The sequence below is a fragment of the Elusimicrobiota bacterium genome, assembly GCA_016722575.1.
Lineage (GTDB): Bacteria > Elusimicrobiota > Elusimicrobia > FEN-1173 > FEN-1173 > JADKIY01.
This window is the reverse complement of sequence record JADKIY010000001.1, coordinates 19,145-43,672: the sequence shown is the minus strand read 5'-3', so window position 1 is coordinate 43,672 and position 24,528 is coordinate 19,145. Positions and strand designations below refer to the sequence as shown.

23 protein-coding genes are annotated in these 24,528 nt (G+C 64.5%); all 23 read left to right on the top strand.

The features are described from left to right. Positions 1 to 1,437 (top strand): hypothetical protein, encoded by a 1,437-nt coding sequence (locus IPP68_00215; protein MBL0348792.1) that lies wholly within the window; start codon positions 1 to 3, stop codon positions 1,435 to 1,437. A 53-nt stretch (positions 1,438 to 1,490) separates the two neighbouring features. Further along, positions 1,491 to 1,946, top strand: coding sequence for a hypothetical protein (locus tag IPP68_00210; protein ID MBL0348791.1), 456 nt, complete (start codon positions 1,491 to 1,493; stop codon positions 1,944 to 1,946). Further along, positions 1,934 to 2,980: a M4 family metallopeptidase gene (locus tag IPP68_00205; GenBank protein MBL0348790.1), complete on the top strand. Its 1,047-nt coding sequence runs from the start codon at positions 1,934 to 1,936 to the stop codon at positions 2,978 to 2,980. The genes IPP68_00210 and IPP68_00205 overlap by 13 nt, the downstream gene beginning before the upstream one ends. Further along, a complete protein-coding gene (locus tag IPP68_00200) occupies positions 2,977 to 3,930 on the top strand; it encodes a hypothetical protein (GenBank protein MBL0348789.1) in 954 nt (317 codons plus the stop codon). The genes IPP68_00205 and IPP68_00200 overlap by 4 nt, the downstream gene beginning before the upstream one ends. Beyond that, positions 3,927 to 4,274, top strand: coding sequence for a hypothetical protein (locus tag IPP68_00195; GenBank protein ID MBL0348788.1), 348 nt, complete (start codon positions 3,927 to 3,929; stop codon positions 4,272 to 4,274). Before IPP68_00200 ends, IPP68_00195 begins: the two co-directional genes overlap by 4 nt. Next, entirely contained in the window at positions 4,271 to 5,497 is a 1,227-nt protein-coding gene (gene lhgO, locus IPP68_00190; GenBank protein MBL0348787.1) for an L-2-hydroxyglutarate oxidase, read from the top strand. Before IPP68_00195 ends, lhgO begins: the two co-directional genes overlap by 4 nt. Next, positions 5,478 to 6,782, top strand: a complete 1,305-nt coding sequence (locus IPP68_00185) for a nucleotide sugar dehydrogenase (GenBank protein ID MBL0348786.1) — start codon at positions 5,478 to 5,480, stop codon at positions 6,780 to 6,782. Before lhgO ends, IPP68_00185 begins: the two co-directional genes overlap by 20 nt. Before the next feature lies 1 nt (position 6,783). Continuing rightward, complete coding sequence (locus tag IPP68_00180) at positions 6,784 to 7,479, top strand: NTP transferase domain-containing protein (protein ID MBL0348785.1); 696 nt, start codon at positions 6,784 to 6,786, stop codon at positions 7,477 to 7,479. Next, positions 7,476 to 8,486, top strand: coding sequence for a Gfo/Idh/MocA family oxidoreductase (locus IPP68_00175; GenBank protein ID MBL0348784.1), 1,011 nt, complete (start codon positions 7,476 to 7,478; stop codon positions 8,484 to 8,486). The genes IPP68_00180 and IPP68_00175 overlap by 4 nt, the downstream gene beginning before the upstream one ends. Continuing rightward, complete coding sequence (locus tag IPP68_00170) at positions 8,483 to 9,637, top strand: DegT/DnrJ/EryC1/StrS family aminotransferase (protein MBL0348783.1); 1,155 nt, start codon at positions 8,483 to 8,485, stop codon at positions 9,635 to 9,637. The genes IPP68_00175 and IPP68_00170 overlap by 4 nt, the downstream gene beginning before the upstream one ends. Next, positions 9,634 to 10,665 (top strand): NAD(P)-dependent oxidoreductase, encoded by a 1,032-nt coding sequence (locus IPP68_00165; GenBank protein MBL0348782.1) that lies wholly within the window; start codon positions 9,634 to 9,636, stop codon positions 10,663 to 10,665. Before IPP68_00170 ends, IPP68_00165 begins: the two co-directional genes overlap by 4 nt. Next, positions 10,655 to 11,356, top strand: coding sequence for a GNAT family N-acetyltransferase (locus tag IPP68_00160; protein ID MBL0348781.1), 702 nt, complete (start codon positions 10,655 to 10,657; stop codon positions 11,354 to 11,356). The genes IPP68_00165 and IPP68_00160 overlap by 11 nt, the downstream gene beginning before the upstream one ends. Continuing rightward, entirely contained in the window at positions 11,353 to 12,363 is a 1,011-nt protein-coding gene (locus IPP68_00155) for an N-acetylneuraminate synthase family protein (GenBank protein MBL0348780.1), read from the top strand. The genes IPP68_00160 and IPP68_00155 overlap by 4 nt, the downstream gene beginning before the upstream one ends. After that, complete coding sequence (locus tag IPP68_00150; GenBank protein MBL0348779.1) at positions 12,353 to 13,285, top strand: class I SAM-dependent methyltransferase; 933 nt, start codon at positions 12,353 to 12,355, stop codon at positions 13,283 to 13,285. The genes IPP68_00155 and IPP68_00150 overlap by 11 nt, the downstream gene beginning before the upstream one ends. Positions 13,286 to 13,315: 30 nt before the next feature. Then, complete coding sequence (locus IPP68_00145; GenBank protein ID MBL0348778.1) at positions 13,316 to 14,608, top strand: DUF4910 domain-containing protein; 1,293 nt, start codon at positions 13,316 to 13,318, stop codon at positions 14,606 to 14,608. A 16-nt stretch (positions 14,609 to 14,624) separates the two neighbouring features. Next, positions 14,625 to 16,460, top strand: coding sequence for an asparagine synthase (glutamine-hydrolyzing) (gene asnB / locus IPP68_00140; GenBank protein MBL0348777.1), 1,836 nt, complete (start codon positions 14,625 to 14,627; stop codon positions 16,458 to 16,460). Continuing rightward, a complete protein-coding gene (locus IPP68_00135; protein ID MBL0348776.1) occupies positions 16,457 to 17,590 on the top strand; it encodes an N-acetyl sugar amidotransferase in 1,134 nt (377 codons plus the stop codon). The genes asnB (IPP68_00140) and IPP68_00135 overlap by 4 nt, the downstream gene beginning before the upstream one ends. After that, on the top strand, positions 17,571 to 17,918 hold the full coding sequence (locus IPP68_00130; GenBank protein ID MBL0348775.1) for a hypothetical protein: 348 nt from the start codon (positions 17,571 to 17,573) through the stop codon (positions 17,916 to 17,918). Before IPP68_00135 ends, IPP68_00130 begins: the two co-directional genes overlap by 20 nt. 369 nt (positions 17,919 to 18,287) lie before the next feature. Beyond that, entirely contained in the window at positions 18,288 to 18,545 is a 258-nt protein-coding gene (locus IPP68_00125; GenBank protein MBL0348774.1) for an acyltransferase, read from the top strand. 1 nt (position 18,546) lies between these two features. Beyond that, positions 18,547 to 20,478 (top strand): asparagine synthase (glutamine-hydrolyzing), encoded by a 1,932-nt coding sequence (gene asnB, locus IPP68_00120; GenBank protein MBL0348773.1) that lies wholly within the window; start codon positions 18,547 to 18,549, stop codon positions 20,476 to 20,478. Positions 20,479 to 20,579: 101 nt separating this feature from the next. Further along, a complete protein-coding gene (locus IPP68_00115) occupies positions 20,580 to 21,152 on the top strand; it encodes a hypothetical protein (protein MBL0348772.1) in 573 nt (190 codons plus the stop codon). Beyond that, entirely contained in the window at positions 21,143 to 22,951 is a 1,809-nt protein-coding gene (locus IPP68_00110; GenBank protein ID MBL0348771.1) for a hypothetical protein, read from the top strand. Before IPP68_00115 ends, IPP68_00110 begins: the two co-directional genes overlap by 10 nt. After that, positions 22,948 to 24,522, top strand: a complete 1,575-nt coding sequence (locus IPP68_00105) for an oligosaccharide flippase family protein (protein MBL0348770.1) — start codon at positions 22,948 to 22,950, stop codon at positions 24,520 to 24,522. Before IPP68_00110 ends, IPP68_00105 begins: the two co-directional genes overlap by 4 nt. Positions 24,523 to 24,528 lie beyond the last annotated feature (6 nt).

Here is a 24,528-nt window from a genome sequence, read left to right as displayed (position 1 = left end):
ATGCTACGTCCCCTTATTATTGGAGCGTTATACGCGTTTTTTACTCCCTTCCTATATAGTGGGGAGGCGGCGCTCATTCCGGCGGGGGGGTATTCGGCCGTGGCGGAGCGGGAGATTGAGGGGGCGCGGGAAACGGTTTCCCTCGCCCTCTACCTATTTAATGTCCCGCCGGAACGGGCGTCGGAGCCGGGGCGGCTTTTGGAGGCTTTAATTCGCGCCCGGCGGCGGGGGGTGGGGGTGGAGGTGCTCTTGGACGGGGGGGAATCGCCCTTTGATCCCCTGGACCGGAACCGGAGCGCGGCGGAGAGGCTGGCCCAGGGCGGCGTGGACGCGGCCTATGTGGACGGGAAAATTTTGCACGCCAAGGTCTTGGTGGTGGATCGGAAAACCCTTTTGCTGGGCTCCAGCAACTGGACGACGGCGGCTTTCCGGTCGAACGTGGAGGCCGACGTGTTGATCCGCTCCACGACCGCGGCGCGCGCTTTTTTGGACCGCCTGGCCGCCCTGCCCCGTCGCGTTCCACCGGCGGTCAACGCCGGAAAGCCGCTGGCCGTGCCGGCGGGCTTTTTGTTTCCCCCGGGCAAGATGGGGGAAATGGAGCGGCGGAAAGATGCGGGGGCCTTCGACCTTTACCTGCACTTCCTTAAGCAAGGCGTCTCGACCTCGACCTTCTCCCCGGTGGACGTGCCGGGGGCCGTGGCCGCCCTGGGCGAAAAGGACGAAGGCCCCGTGGCCAACCGGCGGCGGCTCCACCGGATATTCCGTCGGTTGAATTCGTTCTACGGCCTGGCGGAGTTCCAGGAAGTCTATGGGAAAGACCCCGCCGTGCGGCTTTCGCCGCTCTCTTCCTCGGAAACGGTGCGCCTGCCTCTGGACTATTTCGCCGGGGGGTGGGACCGGCGGCTCTCCCTGCCGGGCAAGGTCTTTTTGCTCTTGAACCTCTATTACGCCGACCGGTCCCCCGCCGCGCCCCGGTGGTCCCTCTCCCGGGAAACCCTGGCGGACCGCCACGGGCTCACCCGGTGGACGGTGGGCCTGGGCTCGGTGGACCTTCGCCGCCACAATTTATTGGAAGTGGATTACGACGACCAGCCCACCCCCGACCGCCCCCAGCGCCGCCCCAACGCCTACCGGCCCGCGCCCTTCTACGACCCCGCCGCCCTGGAAGCCCGGCTCCGGGCCCTGGGGGAAAAGCACGGCCCGGAGGCCCTGGCCCGGGCCCGGCGGCGGGCGCGGTTTCTCTACGAAGACGCCGACGCCCGCACGGTGGAAAGGCTGATCCTCTTGGAAAACCGCTACGGGCGGGAGGTTTTGGAACGTGCCGCGGCCCTCCTGGGGCGCCAACAGCCGGACAACCCCAAGCGGAATGTCTCCTATTTGGCGGGGGTGGCCCGGGGGCTGGCGGGGCGGCCCGCTTCCGACGATCCCGCGCCTTGACAAACGGGGGTTTGCGATGTATGTTTAGAACGGACTAAACGTTGAAAACATACATGGCTACCACCACCCCCCTCGATACGGAATTCGCCCGCCTGGCCGGCGACATGGCGGAGGAGTTCAATTTCAACCGCTCCCTGGGCCAGATCTACGGCCTCCTCTACATGCAGGACGCGCCCATGGCCCTGGAAGACATCGGCCGCCGACTGTCCATGAGCAAGGGCAACGTCAGCATCAACATCCGCCAGTTGGAAGCCTGGGGGGCCGTCCGGCCCCTCTCCGTCGTGGGAAGCCGGAAGGATTATTACGAAGCCAACCGGGACATTAAAGCCGTGGCCCTTCGCCGGTTGAACGAGGGCCTCACCAAACGCCTGGACCACGCGGAGCGGCGCATGGCGGCCCTTCTGGAAGCCCCCGTCGATCCCGCCCATCGCAAGCGCATACAAGAACTGGAAACCCTGCTCTCCCGGGGACGCCGCGCCCTCAAGTTCGCCGCCCAATGGTTCGCGTGACCGGTCCCTGCGCCCACGGCATTTTGCCGCCGTTCCTTTTGGAGCGGATGGCGGAGTCCCCCGACCCCGTCACCCGACGGTGGGCGCTCAAATCCTTGGCGGCCTCGGCGGCGGCCCGGGCCTATCGGCGCGCGCTCTCCACCCAGCCCGCCATGGCGGCCATTCCCTCCCCCGAGGGGAAAAAGCACCGGCTCGTCTACGACGCCAAAAATAAGGAAACCCTGCCGGGAAAATTAATCCGCGCGGAAGGGCAAAAGGGGTCGAAGAACCCCGCGGTGAACGAAGCCTACGACTTTTCCGGCGCGACCTACGATTTTTACGAAAAGCTTTTTTCCCGGAACTCCCTGGACGACCGGGGCATGTCCCTGATCTCCAGCGTCCACGTGGGGCGGAGCTACGCCAACGCCTTTTGGAACGGCGAGCAGATGGCCTACGGCGACGGCGACGGGCGGACGTTCGTCCGCTTTACCAAAGCGCTGGATGTCGTCGGGCACGAGTTGACCCACGGATTGATTGCCCACACGGCCAACTTGGATTACGAGGACGAGCCCGGCGCCTTGAACGAACATTTCGCCGACGTCTTCGGCTTGTTGGTCAAGCAGTGGCGGCGGAAGCAAACCGTGACCCGGGCCGATTGGCTCATCGGCGGCGACCTGTTGGTCCAAAAGCCCACCCGCCGGGCCCTCCGCAGTTTCGCCGCCCCCGGCACCGCCTATCAAAACGATCCCGACCTCGGCACCGACCCCCAGCCCGCCCACCTAAAAAACAAATACACCGGCGAAGACGACAACGGCGGCGTGCACATCAACTCCGGGATTCCCAACCACGCCTTTTACCTGGCCGCCCGAAAAATCGGCGGCCGGGCCTGGGAGAAAACGGGAAAAATTTGGTACGGGGCCCTTCGGGCCCTCTCTCCCAAAAGCGGTTTCCGCGAGGCGGCCATGGCCACGACGGAAAAAGCCGCCGCGCTCTACGGCCGCGCCGAAGCCGCCGCCGTCAAAGCCGCCTGGTCCGCCGTGGGAGTCTCCCGATGAGGGACTTCGTCCCGGCTCCTCCTTTCCTCTTCGCCAAAGGCGGTCGGGGGGGATTGTCCTTGGCGATCCTCGGCGCCCTCCTTCCCGCCTGCGCGACGCTCCAGCCCGAGGCCTTCAAAAGTTTTCAATCCGCCGTCGCGGCCGAACAAAAGGGCCTCGAAACCGAAATGGCCCGGGACGTCAACTGGACCCGGGAAGCCGACGTCCAGGACCTGGCCAACCGGAAGGACGCCCCCTTGAGCGCCTATTTGGTGAAGGAGGCCAAGGGCTATGAATGGACCATGGACACCCTCCCGCCCCACTGGGCCGCCCGGCGCACGCTCAAGACCCTGGAAGATTTGAACGCCGCCTTCGGACGTTACGCCGCCCTCCTGGCCGACATCGCCGCCGGGCAGGTGAAAGACCCGGCGGAGTTCGACGGCGCGGCGGCGACTTTGAACGACGCCCTTCGGGAGGTTCGGGAAAAACCCGCCGGGCTTCCCTCGGTGGAAAAGGGTCCCATCGCCGGGGCGGCGGCCCTCGTCACCGAAAGCCTGCGCGCTTTTGTTCAAAATCGCCGGGCCCGGGACCTGGCCCGGGCCATCCGGGACAACCAGCCCCTGGTGGAGTCCCACGCCGAGCAAAGCCTCGCGCTCATCGGTTTGATCCGGGCGGATTTGAAGGCCGCCTACGCCGACCAGATCCAGGCGATCCACGACCGTTGGGACGACAAACGCTCCCCGGGCCGGGTGACCCTCACGCGATCCCTGTTTAATTTGAACGAGGAATACGCCGACGCCATGGAAGCCCTTAAGGCCCTGGAGGTTTCCTACAATACCCTTCCGGCGGCGCACCGGGAACTGGCCGACGGAGTGGAGAAAAGCCGGAAACCCCGGGCGGCTCTGGCGGCCTTCGCCCGCTCCGCCGAGCGCGTGGCCCGGCGCACCCTGGAATTGGAGAAGGCCCGATGAGCGCCGCCGACGCGCAAAACGCTTTGGAAGCCCTGGCCGACCTTCGGCTGTCGCTCGTGGCCGCCGCCCGGGCCGCCCGCGAAGCCAAGAACGCGCCCCTGGCCAAAGAGTTGACCGCCCGGGCCGAGGCCGTCAAAGAAACCCTGGCCGGCCTGCGCCGCCAAGGCCACGCGGCCTGGACCGTCGACGCCCGCCGCCTTCAAACCCGGCTGGCCGCGCTCGCCACCGATTTGAAAGGGATCGCCGCGGCCCCGGCCGCCGCCAAAACCGGCGCCCGCCGCGCCGCCCGTTTCCTCGGGAACGCCGCCCGGTTCCTTCGTTGGATCAACGGGGCCCGTTCATGACGGACGAAACGGATTTTCTGATCGCGGGGGCCGGCATCGTGGGCCTGGCGGTGGCGGCGGAGTTGCGTTCCCGCCATCCCGACGCGCGCATCGTGGTCCTGGAAAAGGAATCCGGCGTGGGCCTCCACGCCAGCGGGCGGAACAGCGGGGTCCTGCACTCCGGCGTTTACTACGCGCCCGGAACCCTGAAGGCTCGCCTGTGCGCCGAGGGCGCGCGGCGGATGCTGGCCTTCGCCCGGGACAACGGCGTGGCCCACCGGGTAGCCGGGAAAGTAATTTTGGCGGTGGGCCCCGAGGACCTTTCGGGCCTCGAGCGATTGGAACAAAACGCCCGGGCCAACGGGATTCGCGCCGTCCGCCTCGCCCCCGGGGACGTGTTAAAGATCGAGCCGAACGCCGCGCCGGGGGAGGGCCTCCATTGCCCCGACACGGCGGTCGTGGATTCCTTGGCCCTGGTGCGGGCGCTGGCCCGTCGGGTGGAGACGGCGGGCGTACAGATCGCTTACGGCGAAGAGGTGGCGGCCGCGGAGGACTCCGGGGTTCAAACCGCCTCGGGACGTCGTTTCCGGTTTCACCGGTTCGTCAATTGCGCGGGCGCCCACGCCGACCGCGTGGCGCGGCTGTTCGGGCTGGCGGCGGATCACGTGCTGGTGCCCTTCAAAGGCCTGTATTGGAAAATCCGGCCGGAGCGGAACGGCCTGGTGAAGGAGAGCCTCTACCCCGTGCCGGACTTGGCGTTCCCCTTTCTGGGCGTCCATTTGACCCGCGGCGCCGCGGGGGACGTGTACGCGGGCCCCACCGCCGTCCCGGCCCTCGGGCGGGAAAATTACGGGCTCCTCCAGGGCCTGCGGCCGGTGGAAACGACCCAATCCCTCTGGCGCCTGGCGCGGCTCTACGCCGGGCGGGACCGCTCCTTTCGGGCCTTGGTCCATCGGGAACTGCTCCATTACACGCGCCGCGGGTTTCTGGCGGCCGCCCGGCGGTTGGTCCCCGCGTTGAGGGAGGACGATTTGGTCCCCGCCCACAAGGTGGGGATACGGCCCCAACTGGTCCGGCGGTCCGACGATCGACTGGAGATGGATTTTCACGTGGAGAAAAACGAGCGTTCCCTGCACGTGCTGAACGCCATATCCCCGGCCTTCACCTGCGCGTTTTCGTTCGCGGCCCATGTGCTGGATTCGTGGGAAAAAAAGGAGTCGTCGCATGCCCTCGCGGTCTCTTAAGGAAAAACTGCAGGACCGCCAGGCCCGGGTGGGGGTCATGGGGCTGGGCTACGTCGGGTTGCCGCTGGCCATCGCCTTCGCGGAGGCGGGCCTGCGGGTGTTCGGTTTCGACGTGGACGAGGAGAAATGCCGCGCCCTTCGGGCGGGGCGCTCCTACGTGGGGGACGTGCCGGCCCGGGCCGTCCGGAAAGCCCTCGACGCCGGGCGCCTTCGGGTGTCGTCGCGGTCCGCGGATTTGAAGGGGCTGGACGCTGTCGTCATCTGCGTTCCCACCCCGCTTCGAAAAACCAAGGACCCCGACATCAGCTACATCGTCGCCGCGGCGGAACTGCTCGCGCCCCGGGTGTCCCCGGGGCAGCTGATCGTCTTGGAGAGCACCACCTACCCGGGCACGACCCGCGAAGTCATCCTTCCCAAGTTGGAGGAGCGGGGCCTGGCGGCCGGCAAGGATTTCTTCCTCGCGTTTTCGCCCGAGCGGATCGACCCCGGCAATCCCCGGTTTGGCCTTCGGAACACCCCCAAAATCGTGTCCGGCTTGACCCCCCGGTGCCTCGAACTGGCCCAGGCGTTGTACGGCACCGTGACCGATTCGCTGGTCCCGGTGTCCTCCCTGGAAACCGCCGAAATGTCCAAGCTGTTGGAAAACACCTTCCGCGCCGTGAACATCGCCCTCGTCAACGAAGTGGCGCAGATGTGCGAACGCCTAAAATTGAGCGCCTGGGAAGTCATCGACGCCGCCGCCACCAAGCCCTTCGGCTACATGAAGTTCTACCCCGGCCCGGGCATCGGCGGCCATTGCATCCCCCTGGACCCCCATTACCTGTCCTGGAAAATGAAAACACTGGATTTTCATTCGCGGTTCATCGACCTGGCCGAGGACATCAACTCCCACATGCCCCAGTACGTCGTACAGCGGGTGGCCGAAGCCTTGAACGCCCGGAAAAAGCCCCTGCGCCTCTCCCGGGTGCTGGTGCTGGGCGCCGCCTACAAGCGGGACATCGCCGACGTGCGGGAATCGCCGGCGCTTCAAATCATCGAATCCCTGGCGCGGCAGGGGGCCCGGGTGTCCTACGCGGACCCCCACGTCCCCGCGTTGACGACGGGGGGCCGGACCTACCGGGCGGTCCGCTTAACCGACGCCGCGGTCGCCCGGACCGACGCCGTCGTTTTGGTGACCGACCACAGCGCCTTCGACATCAGGCGAATCCTGTCGCGGGCCCGGCTGTTCATGGACACGCGGAACGCCACCCGGGGCCTCGCCCGGGGAAACATCGTCCGGCTTTGACATGGCGACCCTCCGGGTGGAAGCGTTGATCCAGGCCCGCACGAGTTCCCGGCGTTTGCCGGGGAAGGTGCTCCGCCCGCTGGCCGGCCGGCCGCTGATTTTCCGCGTGGTGGACCGCGCGCGGCGCGCCGCGGGGATCGACGGCGCGGTCGTGGTCACCTCGACGGACCCCACCGACGACGCCCTGGCCGCGGTCTGCGCGGAAAACGGCGTGCCCCTGGAGCGGGGGGACCTCCGACACGTGGCCCGGCGGCTGGCGGAGGCGGCGGCCCGCCGCGGCCTGGACGCCTTCGTGCGGGTGAACGGCGACAGCCCCTTTTTGGATCCGCTCCTGATCGCGGAAGCCGTCCGCGTTTTTCGCGACGGGGCCTGGGACGTGGTGACCAACGTGTTCCCCCGGTCCTATCCGCCCGGTCAATCGGTGGAGGTGGTCCGCTCCTCGGCCCTGGAGAAGGCGGTGGGCCAAATGACCGACCCGGAGGACGCGGAGCACGTGACGCGCTTTTTTTACGCCCACCCCGGGGGGTTCCGCCTTCGGAATCTGACCTGCCCGGATCCGGCGCCGGGGATTTCCCTGTGCGTGGACACGCCGGAGGATTGGCCCCGGGCCGAGTGGATCGCCGCCCGGTTGGACGCGGGCGGGGGGTGGCGGGAGGCCGTGGCGCTCGCCCGGTCCTGGAAGGCGGCCGTCGCGTGAGCGGGTCGCTCGGGGTCGGCGTCGTCGGTTTGGGCGTGGGCCAAGCCCACGCGGAAGCCCTGCGCCGGATTCCCGGTGTGCGCGTGGTTCATTTGTGCGACACGGCGGCGGACAAGCGCGCCTGGGCGCGGCGGCGGTTCCCGAAGGCCGCGGTCGGCTCCCGGGCCGACGCGGTGTGGGGGGACCCGGCGGTCCAGGCCGTCGTGATCAGCACCTACGACGACGCCCACGCGGGGCAGGTGCTCGCGGCGCTGGCCCGCGGGAAGCACGTGTTCGTGGAAAAACCCCTCTGCCGCACGGCGGCGGAATTGGCGGCCATTCATCGGGCCTGGCGCCGGCACCGGGGACGGGTGGCGCTCTTTTCCAATTTGGTGCTGCGGGCCGCCCCTCTGTATGAATGGCTTCGCGCCCGGATCCGGGCCGGGGCCTTCGGCCGGGTGTACGCGTTTGACGGGGACTACCTATACGGACGGCTGTGGAAAATCACCGACGGCTGGCGCGGCCGGGCGAAGGATTATTCGGTGATGGAGGGCGGGGGCATCCATTTGATCGATTTGCTTTTGTGGACGACGGGGGAGCGCCCCCGGTCCGTCTGGGCCACGGGCAACCGGATCGCCACGGCCGGGACGGCCTTTCGTTACAAGGATTTCGCGGCCGCGACGCTGACCTTCCCCTCGGGGATGGTGGCGCGAATCACCGCCAACTTTGGGTGCGTGCACCCGCACCAGCACGTCGTGCGGGTGTTCGGAACGCGGCGGACGTTTCTCTACGACGACGCCGGCCCGCGCGAACAGGTCCACCGGGATCCCGGTCCGCCGGCCCGGCCGGTGCCGCGGGCGCCGTTGCCGTCCCACAAGGGCGCCTTGTTGGGCGGGTTCGTCCGGGCCCTTCGCCGCGGGACGGACACGGCGGAACAAACCCGATTGTTTTTCGACGGCCTCAGCGTGGCGCTGGCGGCCGACCGGTCTCTGAGAACCGGAAAACCCGAGGAGGTTCATTACCTGTGAAAGAAGCGCCCATTCCGTTCGGACGGCCGTACGTGACCGACGAGGACCGCGCGGCGGTCCTGGAGGTGTTGAAGGGGGACGTGCTGGCCCACGGTCCCCAGGGAAAAGCCTTTGAATCGGAATTCGCCGCGTTCCTGGGCGGCGGCCATTGTTTGGCCGTGAGCTCGGGCATGGCGGCGCTGCACCTGGCCTATTTGGAAATGGGCATCGGTCCGGGCGACGAGGTGGTCGTGCCGGCCCTGACCCACACGGCCACCGCCCACGCGGTGGAAATGGTCGGCGCCCGGCCCGTGTTCGCCGACTGTTCGCCCGTCTCGGGGAACCTGAGCGCGTCCACGATCGAGCCGTTGATCACCCCGCGCACCAAAGCCATCGGCTTGGTCCATTTCATCGGTTTCCCCTGCGACCTGGGGCCGATCCTGGCCCTGGCCGCCCGCCGCGGCCTCAAAGTCGTGGAGGATTGCGCCATCGCCCTGGGGACCCGCTACGACGGGACCCACGTGGGGCTTTTGGGCGACGCGGGCGCTTTTTCCTTTTACCCGGTCAAACACATCACGACCGGGGAAGGCGGCATGTTCGTGACGCGCCACGCGGAGGTGGCCAAGCGGGTCCACCACTGGCGGGCCTTCGGCGTGGATCGTTCCTTCGACGAGCGGACCGTGCCCGGCCTCTACGAAATCACGACCCTGGGGTTGAATTACCGCATGAGCGACATCAACGCCTCCCTGGGCCGCGTGCAACTCCGCCACTTGCCGGGGCTGATCGAAACCCGCCGGCGAAATTACGCCCGGCTCCGGGAGCGTCTGCGCGCCGCCACGGGCCTTCGAATTCTGGACGGGTCCGGGCCCCGGGCGGAACACAGCCCCTATTGCCTGTCGGTCGTCCTGGAAGGGGCGCTCGCCGCCCGGCGGAACGCCGTGCTGCTTCGAATGAAGGAGCGGGGCGTGGGGACGAGCGTTTATTACCCCCACCCCCTGCCGCGCGCGGCGTATTACCAAAAAAAATACGGGACGAGCGCCGCGTCGGTTCCCGCCGCGACGGAGATCAGCGATCACTCGGTGGCGCTGCCGGTCGGTCCGCACCTGTCGGAAGCGGACGTGGACCGGGTGGCGCGCGAATTTATCGAAACCGTGAACGAGGTGAAACCATGACGAACGAGATCAAAGGCCGCCGGATTCTTCTGTTGGGCGGCGCCGGATTTATCGGACACAATTTGGCCCTCAGCCTCAAATCCCAGGGGGCCGACGTCCACGTGGTGGACGGGCTGCAGGTGAACAACCTGCTCTATTACTCGTCCCGGGACCACGAAGGGCCCAACCGGGACCTGTACGTGGGCTTCATCAACGAGCGCCTGCGCCTGTTGCAGGACGCCGGCGTGCCGCTGTGGGTGGAAGACCTCCGCGACTACCACGCCCTGGCCCGCACCTTCGAGAAGATCAAGCCGCAAACGGTGGTCCATTTGGCGGCGGTGGCCCACGCGGGAAAATCCAACAAGGACCCCTTCAGCACCTTCGACCACAGCCTGCGGACCCTGGAGAACGCCCTGGACTGCAGCCGCGGCCGCATCGAACACTTCGTGTATTTTTCCTCCAGCATGGTCTACGGGAACTTCCGCACCCCGGAAGTGACGGAGGACCACCCCCTCGATTCCATCGGCATTTACGGGGCCTTGAAAGTGGCGGGCGAAAAAATGGTGACGGCCTACCACCAAGTGTTCAACCTGCCGTACACCATCGTCCGCCCTTCGGCGTTGTACGGCGAGCGTTGCGTCAGCCGGCGGGTGGGGCAGGTTTTTATTGAAAGCGCTCTGGCGGGAACGCCCCTCCGGGTCGACGGGGACGGGAGCGAGCGGCTGGATTTCACCTACATCGGCGATTTGGTTCGCGGGGTGGAGCTCGCCATGGTGAAAGACGCCGCGCGGAACGAAACCTTCAACATCACCCACGGCCAATCGCGCTCCGTTCAGGAATTGATCGAGGTCGTTCGCTCCGAGTTCCCGAACATCAAGGTCGAGCGCGTCGAGCGGGACAAACTCATGCCCTTCCGGGGCACGCTGGACGTCGAAAAAGCGCGCCGCCTGTTGGGCTACGCCCCGGCCTACCCCATCGAGAAAGGTTTTCGGGATTACATCGCGTGGTACAAAAATCGATCCAAGGTCCCGGCGCCGAATGTCGTTTGAGCCCGATCCCTGGCTGTCCCGGGTTCTGGGGCGACCGGCCTACCGCGGCGCGGGACGCCGTTTCCGGCCCCCGCCGCTTCGGCGCTTCGGTTTCTATCACGCCCGGATCGCCGCCGACCGATTGGCGGATCTCAAAATCGCCATCAACGCCGGTTTCCATCTGGTCGACGTGACGATGTCGTTGGAGCGTGCGCCCGCTCGGGAAAGCCAGCCCGGCTTCCCGATCGTTCGGCTTTTGTCGAACCGGGAGGCTCCCGCCCTTCGTTCCTGGGGAGGAAACGCGTTCCTGTTTTCCCGGTTCCATTTGGACCCGCTTTTTTCAAAAGCCGAGGCCGCGGCCGTAAAACGGGCGTGGCTCGAAGAGTATTTGGCGGGGCGTCGCGCCGACCGCGTTTGGGTGGCCATGGAAAAGGGGCGCCCCGTGGGTTTCTTGGGCCGTCGACGGATTCAGGAAAAAAACCAGCGCGTGGGGGTTCTGGACTTGATGGCGGTGCGGCCGTCCCACCGCGGTCGGGGGGTCGGCCGGGCGCTGGTGCGCCGGTTCATCAACGACGGCGCGGAGGACTGTGACCTTTTGCGCGTGGGGACGCAGGCGGCGAACGTTCCATCTCTTCGGCTCTATTTGCAGTGTGGGTTTTCGGTCCGCGCCGCCCACTACGTTGTTCACGCCCACCGCGGAGGCCGCGGGTGAAGATCGGCTCGTTCGACACGGCGAAACGCGTCATGGTGGTTGCCGAAATCGGCAACAACCACGAAGGAAGCTACGAACGGGCGAAAGAGTTGGTGCGCGCCGCGGCGGCGGCCGGTGTTGACGGGGTCAAATTTCAAACCTACAAAACCGAATTGTTTGTGAGTGGCGCCGATAAAGAGCGGTTCGCTCGATTGAAATCCTTTGAATTGTCACCGGCGCGGTTTGAGGCGTTGGCCTCTTTGGCGAAACGCGAGGGGATGGCATTCCTATCGACCCCCCTCGATTTGGAGAGCGCACGGTTTTTAAGGCCCTTGGTGGACGCTTATAAAATAGCTTCCGGCGATAATAATTTCCTCCCCTTGATCGATTGGGTTGCCGGAACCGGGAAACCCCTTATTCTGTCCGGCGGCATGGCCACCGCGGACGACTTGAAGAAAGTGGTGGCGCGAACAATGGGGCTCCAGCGCCGACGCGGGGGAAAAGCGCGGACGATGGCGTTGCATTGCGTGACGTCCTATCCGGTTCCGCCCGGACAAGAAAACGTTGGAGCCGTCGCCCATTTGCGTCGGATCTTGGACTGCCCCGTGGGCTACTCGGACCACACCCTGGGGATCGAAGCCCCGATCCTGGCCGTGTCGTTGGGCGCGCGCCTGATTGAAAAGCATTTCACGCTGGACAAGAACACCTCGGCCTTCCGCGATCATAAAATGTCGGCCGAGCCCGCCGAAATGGCCGAGCTCGTTCGGCGAATTCGCGCGGCCGAATCCCTCTTGGGATCGGGCCAAAAGAACGTGCAGCCCTGCGAGAAACCCTTTATGGTGGTGGCGCGCCGGCGGATCGTTAGCGCACGGGCCCTGTCGGCCGGGACGCGCATCGCGTGGGCCGATTTGATGTGGACGCGACCGTCCGGGGGAATGCGCCCCGGCGAGGAAAACCGATTGGTGGGTCGTCGGTTAAAAAGGGACATGGCGTTTGGTGAGCCCTTCGGGAGGAAGCATGTCGAATAAACGGAAGACGACGTCCGGTCACGGTCAACGGGGCCAGGGGGCCGGGAACGCGGTGGAGCGTTATTACAACGCGATTGCCGGCGGGTATTCCGCCCAGTACGCCCCGGGCGCCCTCGAGATGAAAGACAAGTACCCGCAAAATTATTTCAGGCTCCAGATATTGGTCGAACGCCTGCGCGCCCTGGGGGCGCGTTCGGTTTACGAAGTCGGTGTCGGCGAAGGAACCCCGCTGGCCCTTCTGGCCGGAGCGGGCTTGTCGGTGTCGGGATGCGACATTTCGCTCAACATGGTGAAACAAACCCGGCAACGCCTCCGCCGAGCGGGGGTCAACCCCCGCGTCGTGCAGTGGGGGGATATTGAGGACAATCTGTCCATTGCAAATCAAATGGCGGGGGGCGAGAGAGACGCCGTCATCGCGCTTGGGGTCATGCCCCATGTCAAAAACGATCGGCTGGCCTTAACCCACATGCGCCTGCTGGTTCGCTCGGGCGGGAGGGTTTTTGTGGAGTTTCGCAACAAGTTGTTTTCGCTGTTTACGTTCAATCGTTTGACCAAGGAGTTCGTGTTGAACGATCTGTTGGCGGGCGTCGCCGACGACGTCAAGGCGCTGGTGGCCGATGATTTGGACCGACGGCTCGCCCTGGACGAGCCCCGGCGCCGTGTTCCGAATCAAAGGACGGAGAGCTACGACGACATCCCGGCAAAATTTCACAATCCCCTTGCGATCCAAGAACTTTTTGCCGAGGCGGGTTTCGGCGCTTGCCGATTGCATTGGTACCATCACCACGCCGCGCCCCCGTTGCTGGAATCGAAGATGCGGGATCGGGTTTGGCAGGAGTCGAGCCGGTTGGAGCACCGCCCCGGCGCCTGGCAGAGTCCCTTCCTGTGCTCCGCGTTCATTGTGGAAGCGGAAAAATCCTGATGGGGGAGGACGATTTTGTTTGAAAAACAAATGCCCGAGAAACCCACCCGGGCGCTCATTCAAAGCCTGTTGTCGGACCTTTTTCCGATCTGCCGAAGTCTGACGGGCGATGGGGTTCGCGCGACCTTGCGGCGTTTGTCCAAACACGTCCCACTGGACGTTATGGAAATTCCCTCGGGGACCCGTGTGTTTGACTGGGTTGTGCCATGGGAGTGGAACATCCGTGACGCCCACGTGAAGGGGCCTTCCGGTCGGAAGGTGATTGATTTTAAGAAGTCCAATCTGCACGTCGTTGGTTACAGCGTCCCGATTCAAAAAACGATGTCGTTGGAGCAATTGCAATCAAAGCTGCATTCCCTCCCCGATCAGCCATCCGCCATCCCGTACGTCACCAGTTATTACGCGAAGGACTGGGGCTTCTGTCTTTCCCACCAGGAACGGAAAAAGCTAAGGAAGGGGCTCTATCGGGTTTGGATTGACAGTCGTCTTGCGCCCGGGTCCATGACAATCGGCGAATCGGTTCTCCGGGGCGACTCCGATCGCGAAATTCTTTTTTCGACTTATTGTTGCCATCCTTCGATGGCCAACAACGAATTGTCCGGGCCGATCGTCACGTTGCTGATGTATCGGTATTTGGCCGGACTTCCTCGGCGGCATTTCACGTATCGATTTTATTTCGGTCCCGAAACAATCGGGGCCCTGGCCTATTTGTCCCGTCGGGGGGCCCACCTCAAAAAAAAGATGGACGCCGGGTTTGTGGTCACGTGCTGCGGGGATCGAGCGCCGTTTACGTACAAAAAGGTCCGGCGTCCGGACAACGTGCTGGACCGTGCCGTGCTCCACGTCTTGAAACACCGGGGGAAGCCCTTTCGGGTTCTCGACTTCTTTCCCACGGGGAGCGACGATCGGCAATACGCCTCCCCCGGTTTTAATTTGCCCGTGGGCACGCTGATGCGATCCATGTACGGCACGTACCCCGAATACCACACGTCCCTGGACGATTGCCGGTTCGTGACGCCCGAATCCCTCTACGAAACGGCCCTGGTCTATTCCCGCGTGGTCGACGCGTTGGAATCCGATCGGGCGTACCTGAACCTCAAACCCTACGGCGAGCCGCGGTTGGGGAAATACGGATTGTACGCGTCCTTGGGCGCAAGCCGGGTGCAAAGCCGCCGCGGGCGCGCGTTGCGGTATGTGTTGAATTGGTCGGATGGAGAGCACGGGCTCATCGAGATCGCGGAAAAACTGGGGGTCCCGGTGTGGGATCTTCAGCCCGCTGTCCAGGATTTGATCCGCGCCAAACTCTTGCGTCGAATTCGCTGAATCACGGGGGCTTCCCATGTGCGGCATTGCGGGCTATTTTGGTTTACAGAAACCGGACAACCAACGGATCGAGACGGCGCTGAAATTAATGGTCAATCGCGGGCCCGATCATCAGGCCCACGTCGTCCTTCCCGCGGGACCGGCGACGTGCGTGTTGTTGCACTCCCGGCTTTCGATCGTGGACCTCAATCCCCGTTCCCATCAGCCCTTCGCGAGGGGGGGATGCACGTTGGTCTACAACGGGGAAATATACAACCACCGCGAGTTGCGGAAAGATCTCGAAAAGAAAGGCGCGGCGTTCACCACCGAATCGGACACCGAAGTGGTTCTGCAGGCCTACTTGGCCTACGGGGACGCCGCCGTTGAGCGCTTCGAAGGCATGTGGGCGTTTGCCCTGTACGACGACGTCCGCCGGCGATTGCTTCTCTCAAGAGACCGCTTCGGCGAAAAGCCGCTGTGTGTGCACACCGACGACCGGGGAGGGGTGTACTTCGGATCGGAGATTAAATTCATCGCCGCGCTGCGTGGCCGTGCGTTTGCCCCGAACATGGATCATTTAAAGCGGTATTTGGTGAACGGGTACAAGGCCATTCACAAAACGGATCAAACTTTCTTCGAGGACGTCGTGCACTTTCCCGCGGCCACCAACGCCGTCATCGAACCGGAGGGTGCCTTGTCCATGGGCCGGTATTGGCGACCCCGCCTGGCCCCGGACCCTTCGTTGACGTTTGAGGACGCGGTGGAACGGGCCCGGGCGAAATTGTTCCGCGCGGTGGAGCTTCGCTTGCGGGCCGACGTTAAATTGGCGTTTTGCATGAGCGGAGGGGTGGATTCGAACGCGTTGATTGGCATCGCACGGAAGATCCACGGGAACGATCTGCATGGCTTCACCATCGCCAACCTGGACCCGCGTTACGAGGAAAAGGGCATGGTGGACGCCGCCGTGGCCGCCTATCAAATCCGCCACACAAACGTATCGGTCACCACCGAGAATTTTCTCCCCCAACTGAGAGCGCTGGTCCGATACCACGACGCGCCCGTCTACACCATCACGTACTACGCCCACTGGCTTCTGATGAAACGAATCGCCGAGGCGGGCTACCGGGTGTCGGTCAGCGGAACCGGCGCCGACGAGCTGTTTTCCGGGTACTACGACCACCATTTGGCCTATTTGTTCGAAATGCGCGGGGACGCAACCCTCCACGCGGCGGCCAAGGCGGCATGGGCCCGGGAAGTGCGCCCGTACGTACGAAACCCCCACTTAAGCAACCCGGATCTATTTATACAGGCCCCCGCCTTTCGCGACCACATTTTCTTGAACTCCCGTGTCTTTTCGGATTTTCTCACACGGCCCTGGTTTGAGCCTTTTGCCGAGGCGACGTACGCGGACGATTTGCTTCGCAATCGAATGATGAATGAGATGTTCCACGAGGCGGTTCCGGCGCTTCTTCACGAGGACGACTTGAACGCGATGCACCAATCGATCGAAAACCGGTCCCCGTACCTGGATCGGGATTTGTTTGAGACCTGCGCCGGGATTCCCACTCGTCTCCTCGTTCGAAACGGAAAAACCAAATCGGTGTTGCGCGAAGCCGTGCGGGGCATTGTCCCCGATGAGATATTGGACAATCCACGCAAGGTCGGCTTCAATGCCCCCATTTTCTCGTTTTTGGACACCCGCGACCCCGCCGTGCGGTCGGCGGTGTTGGATCCCCAAAGCCCCGCGTTTGAGATTGTCCGTCGGGAATCCATCGAGGCGCTGCTGGCCAAGCCCGCCCTTCCCAACAGCGAAAGCAAGTTTCTTTTCAACTTCATCAACGTTAAATTCTTCCTGGAGGAATTCGCCGCATGATTTACTGCGCGAAGTGCGTGACGCCATCGACGCGTCCAAACGTGGTCGTCGGACGGGACGGGGTGTGCAACGCGTGCGCCAACGCCGCTGAAAAACGGGACATCGATTGGCGTCGCCGCGAGGCCGCGTTCCGAAAAGTGGTGGCGCACGCCAAATCCAAAAGCCGCGGCTACGACGCGTTGGTTCCGGTGAGCGGAGGGAAAGACAGCACCTGGCAGGTGGCGAAGTGCCTCGAGCACGGGCTCAACGTGTTGGCGGTGACGTGGAAAACGCCGGCCCGAACGGCGTTGGGGCAGCGCAATCTTGAAAACCTGATCCGCCTGGGGGTGGACCACATCGATTACCAGGTCAACCCGAACGTCGAACGGAAATTCCTGTTGGAGTCGTTCAAGAAATACGGATCCACCGCGATCCCCATGCACATGGCGCTGATCGCCATCCCGCTGACAATCGCGGCGCGGTTTAGCATCCCGCTGGTCGTCTGGGGCGAAAACGCCGCGTTTGAATACGGCGGATCGAACGAGGAGAAGCGGGGATTTCAAATGGACAAGGCGTGGATTGCCCGTTTTGGGGTTACCCACGGGACGACCGCGGCCGACTGGGTGGGGCGCACTCTGTCGGCCAAGGAAATGACGCCGTACTTCGCGCCCACCGAGAACGAGCTCCGGCGCGCGGGGGTGCTGGCCGTTTTTCTCGGATACTATTTTCCCTGGGATCCGGAGGAAAGCCTTCGCGTGGCCCGGCGGCTTGGATTTCAAGCGCGGAAGGAGGGGCCAAAAACCGGTTACTATAATTTCGCCGACATCGATGACGATTTCATTTCCATCCACCATTATCTGAAGTGGCATAAATTCGGTTTCACGCGGCTGTTTGACAATCTGTGCATCGAAATTCGAAACGGCCGCATGACCCGGGCCCGCGCGGTGGGGATTATCGCGTCGTCGGGCGACCAAACCCCGCGCGAAGACATCGCCGCGTTTTGCCGTTTTGTGGGCTTGACGCCCAACGCCTTCCATCGGATCGCCGATCGATTTCGAAACAAGGCCATATGGACCTCGTCCGGAGGAATTTGGAGGATGAAGGACTTCCTGATTAAGGACTGGAGGTGGAATGAAATTCATCGCAAATAATCCGCCGCGTCGATTTCGGACGGGCGCGGACCGAGACATTGAAATCGTTGATTGCGGCCGGGTGCGTCTGGATCCCGATGAGCTCGTCTCGTTTGAGACCGCTTCCGGCCGGCTCCACGATTTTGCTGCCAAATCGTGGGGTTTCTACGCAACGCCATCGGTGAACGGGCGTTTGGTGGACCAGGGATTCAAAACGGCGTTGGTGAAAAACGCGGCGGGTCGTTACTACATTATGGTGGTTGAGCCCGAACGCATGGGGGATTTTGAAAACTATCTGCGAAAAGAAAAAAACCGAGTCGTGGAATGGCTCGATGAGCGCCGGGATTGATCCATGAAACTACTGGCGTTTGTCTTTGGGGAATGGGTGTATCGCCCCTACAGTTTGGGCATACGTCTCGTTTTGCGTTGGCGGGGCGTGCGGGTGGGAAGGAATTTTCTTGTCCAGGGGGTCCCGCGTTTTCTCATTCGGGGAAAAGCGGAGAACATTTCCATCGGCGATAACGTGACCTTCCTTGGGGACGTCGATATCCGCAACCGGGAGGACGGGGCCATCCAAATCGGCGACGGGTGTCGCATCGACCACGGGGTTCGGCTCGTCGCCGCCCGAAAAGCGGTCCTGCGATTGGGCGAGAAAACGGAAATAGGCGCTTACAGCCTGTTCAATTGCGGCGCGAGCGTGACGTTGGGTCGGAAATGCATGGTGTCGGGGTTCGTCCATTTTCAAAGTTCAAACCACGGGACGCGCCGAGGCATCGATATAAAAGACCAACCCCACACCTACGCGCCCATTGATGTCGGGGACGACGTTTGGGTCGGGGCCAACGTGACCGTGCTGCCGGGGGTCTCCATCGGGAACGGGGCCATATTGGGCGCCAAAGCCGTGGTGACGGAAAACGTTGCGTCGAACACCATCGTTGTCGGTATCCCGGCCAAACCCCGGGGCGAACGGGTCTAACGTGTGCGGCGTTGGGGGCATCGTCGGACTGAACGGGCGGACCCGGGCGGTGGCGCGGGACCTCTCGGCCATGTCCCACTCCCTCGCTCATCGGGGGCCCGACGACGCCGGTCTGGTTTTGTTGGATCCGGGACCCGGCGGCGCGCGCGCCTTTCCCCCGGGTGTTCCCTCGCCGGATTGGTCGGCCCGCGCCGGGCTGGTGCACCGCCGGCTGAGCATCCTCGATCTTTCCCCCCTCGGGCATCAGCCGTGCGCCGACCCGAGCGGACGGTATTGGATGTCCTACAACGGCGAGGTTTATAATTACCTTGAGCTGCGGGAGGACCTGAAAGCCCACGGACACGTCTTTCATTCCGGGACGGACACGGAAGTGCTCCTCAAAGGATTCTTGCAGTGGGGGTCGGATTGCTTTCGACGGTTCAACGGCATGTGGGCTCTGGCCATTTACGATCGGGAAACGGGCGTTTTGGTGTTGTCGCGGGATCGGTTCGGGAAAAAACCTCTCTACTTCACGCGCGCCAACGGAGCGTTGGTGTTCGCATCGGAAATAAAAGCGCTGTTGGCCTGCCCGGCGGTTGAGGCCCGTCCAAACCTCCGTAAAATCGCCGCGTATGCGGGGGGGCATTACCGCCTGGTGGACGGGGCCCCGGACTCGTTTTTTGAAGGCATTTCCCAGGTTCCTCCCGCGACGGTGCTCACCATCGACCAACAAGGGGACATCCGCTCGGAACGTTACTGGTCCCTTCCCGTGGGCGCGACGAGGTCGGATTCCGAGGCGACCCTCATCGAAGAATACCGGGGCCTGTTGGAAGACGCCGTGCGTCTGCGGTTGCGAAGCGATGTCCCCGTCGGTCTTTTAATGAGTGGGGGGTTGGACTCCACCGCCATCGCCGCGATGGCTTTGCGGATCCAGCCCGCGATCCGGGCTTTTTCGGGGGTGACCGGCGAGGGGTACTTCGATGAATCCGACCACGTTCGCGCCATGATGGCCCACACGGGGATTTCCGTGGATTTTGTGCGACCTCCCGCGGAAGACGTGTGGCGGACATTGAAGGAAATGATGTCGTTTCACGACGAGCCGATTTGTACGGTCGCCTGGTACAGCCTCTACCTGCTGACGCGTGAAATCGCCCGAACGGGACTGAAGGTGGTTCTGACCGGCCACGGCGGGGACGAGCTGTTGGCGGGTTATTGGGACCATTACCACTACCGCTTTTTTGATCTACGCCGGCAGGGGCTGGACGACGGCCCCGAGGTCGCCGCCTGGCGGGCGCAACACGGACGCGACCCGGTGGAACTGGAGCGCGAACGCGATCGCATCGAGGCGGCCCATCACCGCCCCGACGTTGAACGTGCCCGATTTTTTCCACACCGCGACGCTCTGGCCCCGGCCCTGGCGGCGGCCATCGCTCCGACCGGACCCGAATGGCAAGCGGAGGAGGAATTGACGCGACGCCTGGCGCGGGAGCTTTTGTTCGAAACGGTGCCCGCCAGTTTGCGGGCCGAGGACCGGAACATGATGGCGTTCTCCTTGGAAAACCGGGTCCCGTTCCTGGATTACCGACTCGTGGAATTTTGCTTTTCGCTCCCGTCGTCCCTCAAAATTCGCGGGGGGCTCGGAAAATGGATCCACCGAAAAGCGCTGGCCGGACTGCTTCCCGAATCGATCCTTTGGCGGAAGGACAAAACAGGCCACAACGCCCCCTTGGACGTTTGGTTGCGCACCTCCCTTCGGGCGCGAATGGAAGGGCTGCTCGCGGACGACCACGCCGTGAATCGCGGCGTTTACCGCCCCGGCGTTTTAACGTCGTTGTTCCGCGCGCACCTGGCGGGTGAAAACCACGCGATGTTTTTTTGGCAGTATATGAACTTGCGCTTGTGGGCCGACCGGTTTGAACCGGTGGCCAGCGCCCTGGCGGCCATGGCCACGTGACCCGCGCCGGCCGTGCGCCGTTTTGGTGGACCATACGTCAACTTGCGCCTTGGGACAGAACCATTCGAACCGTCCCGGGCGCCCGTGGAGGAAAAGCCTAAATGGAAAAAACCGTGTATCTGAAGCCCCTTGATTGTTTGACGGAGGAGATGGAGGGCGTGCCCAACACCTGGATGGGGATGACGTTTAAAGTCCTGACCCTGGCCATTTTGAACATGCGGTATGAGCGGATCGCTTTGGATCACGCCTCTCAACGCCATCCCTACGAACGCGTCCGCGATCTGGTGGAGGAACAGCGGGTGTTTTTCCGCGCGGCCGTCGACGCGTTGTTCATCGAAAACACCGGCGGGGCCCCGGCGCGGACGGGAAAACGCGCGGGCCTGGAAGGCCTGCACCAGGATCTCTTCAACGCCATCTGGGACCAATACGACGCCCCCGCCTACGACGCCTACGTGGACCGCTACACCCGCCGCCTGCGGGTCAACCGGCTGGAGGAGTTGGTCGTCGGCAAAAAGTGCCTGGACCTCGGGTGCGGAAACGGCAATTTTTGTTTCGCGTTGGCCGCCCTCGGGGGTCGGAAATCGTCGGCCTCTCGCCGCGCGCGACCGCCGGTTCGGCGGGTCCCGGGAGCGGGTTTCGTGACCGCCCGCGCGGGGAGACCGCCGTGCGTTTAAACATCGTCTCCCGGCCCATCGCGCCGGGACCGGATTTTCCGGGCGCCGCCGATTTGAACATGCCGGGCTCCGTGGAGGGGTGGCGGTTTTTGCTCGAGAGCGGCCTCCCCTCGGTTCCCGCGTCGACCCTGTTGGAACCGCGGGACTATCAATCGGCCTGGGAGGAGGGCGCCCGCGCGGTCTGGTCGATTTCGGAGGGCCCGCCGGCGGATCCGCCCGGCGGGAATCGCCCCGGCGCGGCGATCGACCCCTACCCCCTTTTTCTGCTTTTGTCCCAAACGCGCGTTCTCTGGCGCGCCTTCGAGGAGTTGGGCCGGCGTTTTTCCGTCACGGAGGTGTCGGTGGGGCCCCCCGAGGACGACGATCGCGAGCCCTATTTGTTTTATTTCACGCCCCGAAGCGCGTATTTTCACGACGTGGCCCGAGCCTGGGCCGCCCACCGCGGCCTGCCCGTCCGGGTCCAACCCCGGTCGGCCGGACCCGCGAACGGAGGCGACGGACGGCCCAAACGTTCCTGGAGGAGCCGAGGGGTGGAACTCCGGTGTCTCTGGCGATCCAAAACGATTCGCCTCCTCCGGGAAAATATTTTGACACGGTGGATCGCCCGCGCCCAGCACGCGGCGTATCGGTGGGCCGGCGGCCGCGACGTCCTTTTCTTCCTTCCCCAAAATGAAACAGGCCTTCACTGGCCTTGGCCGTCGTTTGTGCGCGACGCGCGGCCGTTGGTGGAAACCGAAGCGCCGGGCGCCCCCCCCGCGCCGCCCGCGCCGCCGCCGTCTCTGGGGCCGGGTTTTGAGATTTTGCGGCCGTTGATTGAGCGCCGATGGCGGGAGCACTCCCGTGTCTTCGACGATCGGGGCGAATCGGTTCGGCGCAAGACGCAAGGCGTCCTGGACGCGCTCCTCGCGAGCGGGCGACGCGCCGCCTTTGTGGCCGTTGGCGTCTCGACGCACGACCAAGGGGCCGGACACGTGGCGGCGGTTTTTAAACGGGCCGGGTGCCCCGCCGCGGGGCTTCAGCACGGCGGGAATCAGGGCACGGTCGTGCGGGGGGCGGTGCCGCTCCCGTTCATGGAGGGGGGGGCGGACGGGATCTTTTTCTCCTGGGGGAAAGGCCGTTGCGATGAACTGGTGTCCTACGGAATCGAATCGCGCCTGCGGTTTATTCAAACGGGGTCGCCGCGGATGCAAACGCTTTGGGCCCGGTCCCGCGGACGTCCCGGGCCGCGGACGGGGCGCGTCCTCTACGCGCCGACGTTGGTGAACGTGGCGACGACCTTGGGCGTTCAACCCCCGTGGGACACCTACGTCCCCTTGGTCCTGGAGGTGTGCCGGCGATTGAACGAGATGAAAACGCCGGCCTGGGTGAAAATTCTGGACCGGCCGGAAATGGACGCCCTCGGGTTGGATCGGTTTGAAAACCTGGTCCTTCTTCGACGCGGAAGCTTCGCCGATTACATGTCGGAGGCGGACGTCCTCCTGGTCGATTCCCTGGGGGGGTCCCCCGTCTACGAAGCCATGGCCACCGACCGCCCCATCCTTCTCTACGCGGGGATGGAAAACCAACAATGGGACCCGGCCATGATGGCCGCGCTGGAGCGGCGCGCCCGCGTCGCCCGCGACCGCGCCGACTATCTGCGCGCGGTGGACGCGTTGGTTCGGAACCCGGCGGCCGTCGGCGGGGACGTCCCGCCCGACGGGGAGTTCCGGGAGCGCTTCCTGACCCCCGCGGCCCCCGGCGCGTTTTGGGAAACGGTTCGTCGGACCTTGTTCGACCGTCCCGCCGGCGAGGCGCCGTGACGTCCCCCGCGGGCGGGGCCTCCCCCCGGTCGGCTTCGACGGAAGCGTCGTTCGGCGCGCGCTACGCGTCCAAGGTGACGGCGGGCGGGGTCGGCCTGGTGGTTTCGCTCGTCAGCCAGGTGTTGATCATCCGGTCCCTGGGCCCCGCCCACTTTGGGAATTTCAGTTTCCTCGCCGCGTTTTTCGGCCAGTGGATCGATTTTTTTGACTCCGGCGCGTCCCTGTGTTTTTACAACCGCTTGTCCCAGCGGCGCGAAAATCCCCTGATACGCTTCAATTGGGAATTCATCGGCCTGATCGGCGTCGCGGTGGCGGTCGGGGTGGGCGCGGTGGGCCTGTTCGGGGGTCGCGCGCGGGTTTGGCCCGACCAGGACTGGTCCTGGATTTGGTCGGCGCTTCTGCTGGCGTTCCTTCTGAAAGTCGTCCAGACCGCCGGCCAAATCATCGACGCCTTCGGGCACACGGTGGAGGGGGAGCGGGCGCGCACCGTCCAGCGCGCCGTCGCCCTGCTCCTGCTGGCGGCGCTCTGCGGGGGGGGCGCGATCCGGTTGCCGACGTTCTTCGGATACAACGCGGTGGTCGCGACGCTCCTTCTCGCCGCCTGGTGGGAAGTCCTTCGGAAAAAAAACCTCCGACTGTTCCCGGCGGACCCCCTGACCGCGGCGGCCCGCCGCGGCTACGCCCGGGAGTACTGGACCTACTCCCACCCCTTGATTTTGTACTGCCTGGCGGGTTTTGCCGCGAACGTGATGGACCGGTGGCTGCTTCAAACGTTTGCGGGGTCCTTGGATCAGGGGTTCTTCGGTTTCTCCTTCCAGTGGAGTTCCGTGTGTTTTTTGTTTTCGGGGGCCATGGTCCCGCTCATCATGCGGGAGTTCGCGTTGGCGTTTCAGCGGAACGACACGGACGACATCCGACGGCGCTTTGAACGCTACGTGCCCCTGCTGTATTCCGTGACGGGTTTTCTGGCGGCCTTTGTCGCGGTGGAGGCCCGTACGCTGGCCGGTCTGGCGGGGGGGGCGCGCTTTCGCGACGCGGCGGCCCCCCTGGCGGTCATGGCGTTTTACCCCCTCCATCAAATGCTGGGGCAAGTCTGCGGTTCGTATTTCTACGCGACGGACCGCACGAAAGCCTACCGGAACGTCGGGATCGTCGGCTCGCTGCTCGGGCTGGCCGGGTCCTATTTCCTCCTCGCTCCGCCCGCCCGGGGCGGCCTGGGGGCCGGCGCCCTGGGCTTGGCCGTGAAGACGGTCCTTTTCAACGCGGCGACGACGAACGTCCTTTTGTGGGTCATCGCGCGGTCCCTCAAAATGCGCTTTTCGTACTACCTCCGCCACCAGGTGGTGACGTTGCTTTTTTGGACCGCGCTGGCGGCCCTGAGCGGCGGATTGTCCGCCCGCTGGATCCCGGGCGCGGTGGGGTCTCTCGCCGCGGCGGCGACGCTCTACGGGGCGCTGGCGACGGTGGCGATGGCGGTTCGGCCCGCCTGGATCGGCGTTTCGCCCGAGGACGCGCGCCGGCTGTTTGCCTGGGCGGGCGAAGCGCTCCGTCTCCGGCCGCGGGCCGTTTAATCTCAA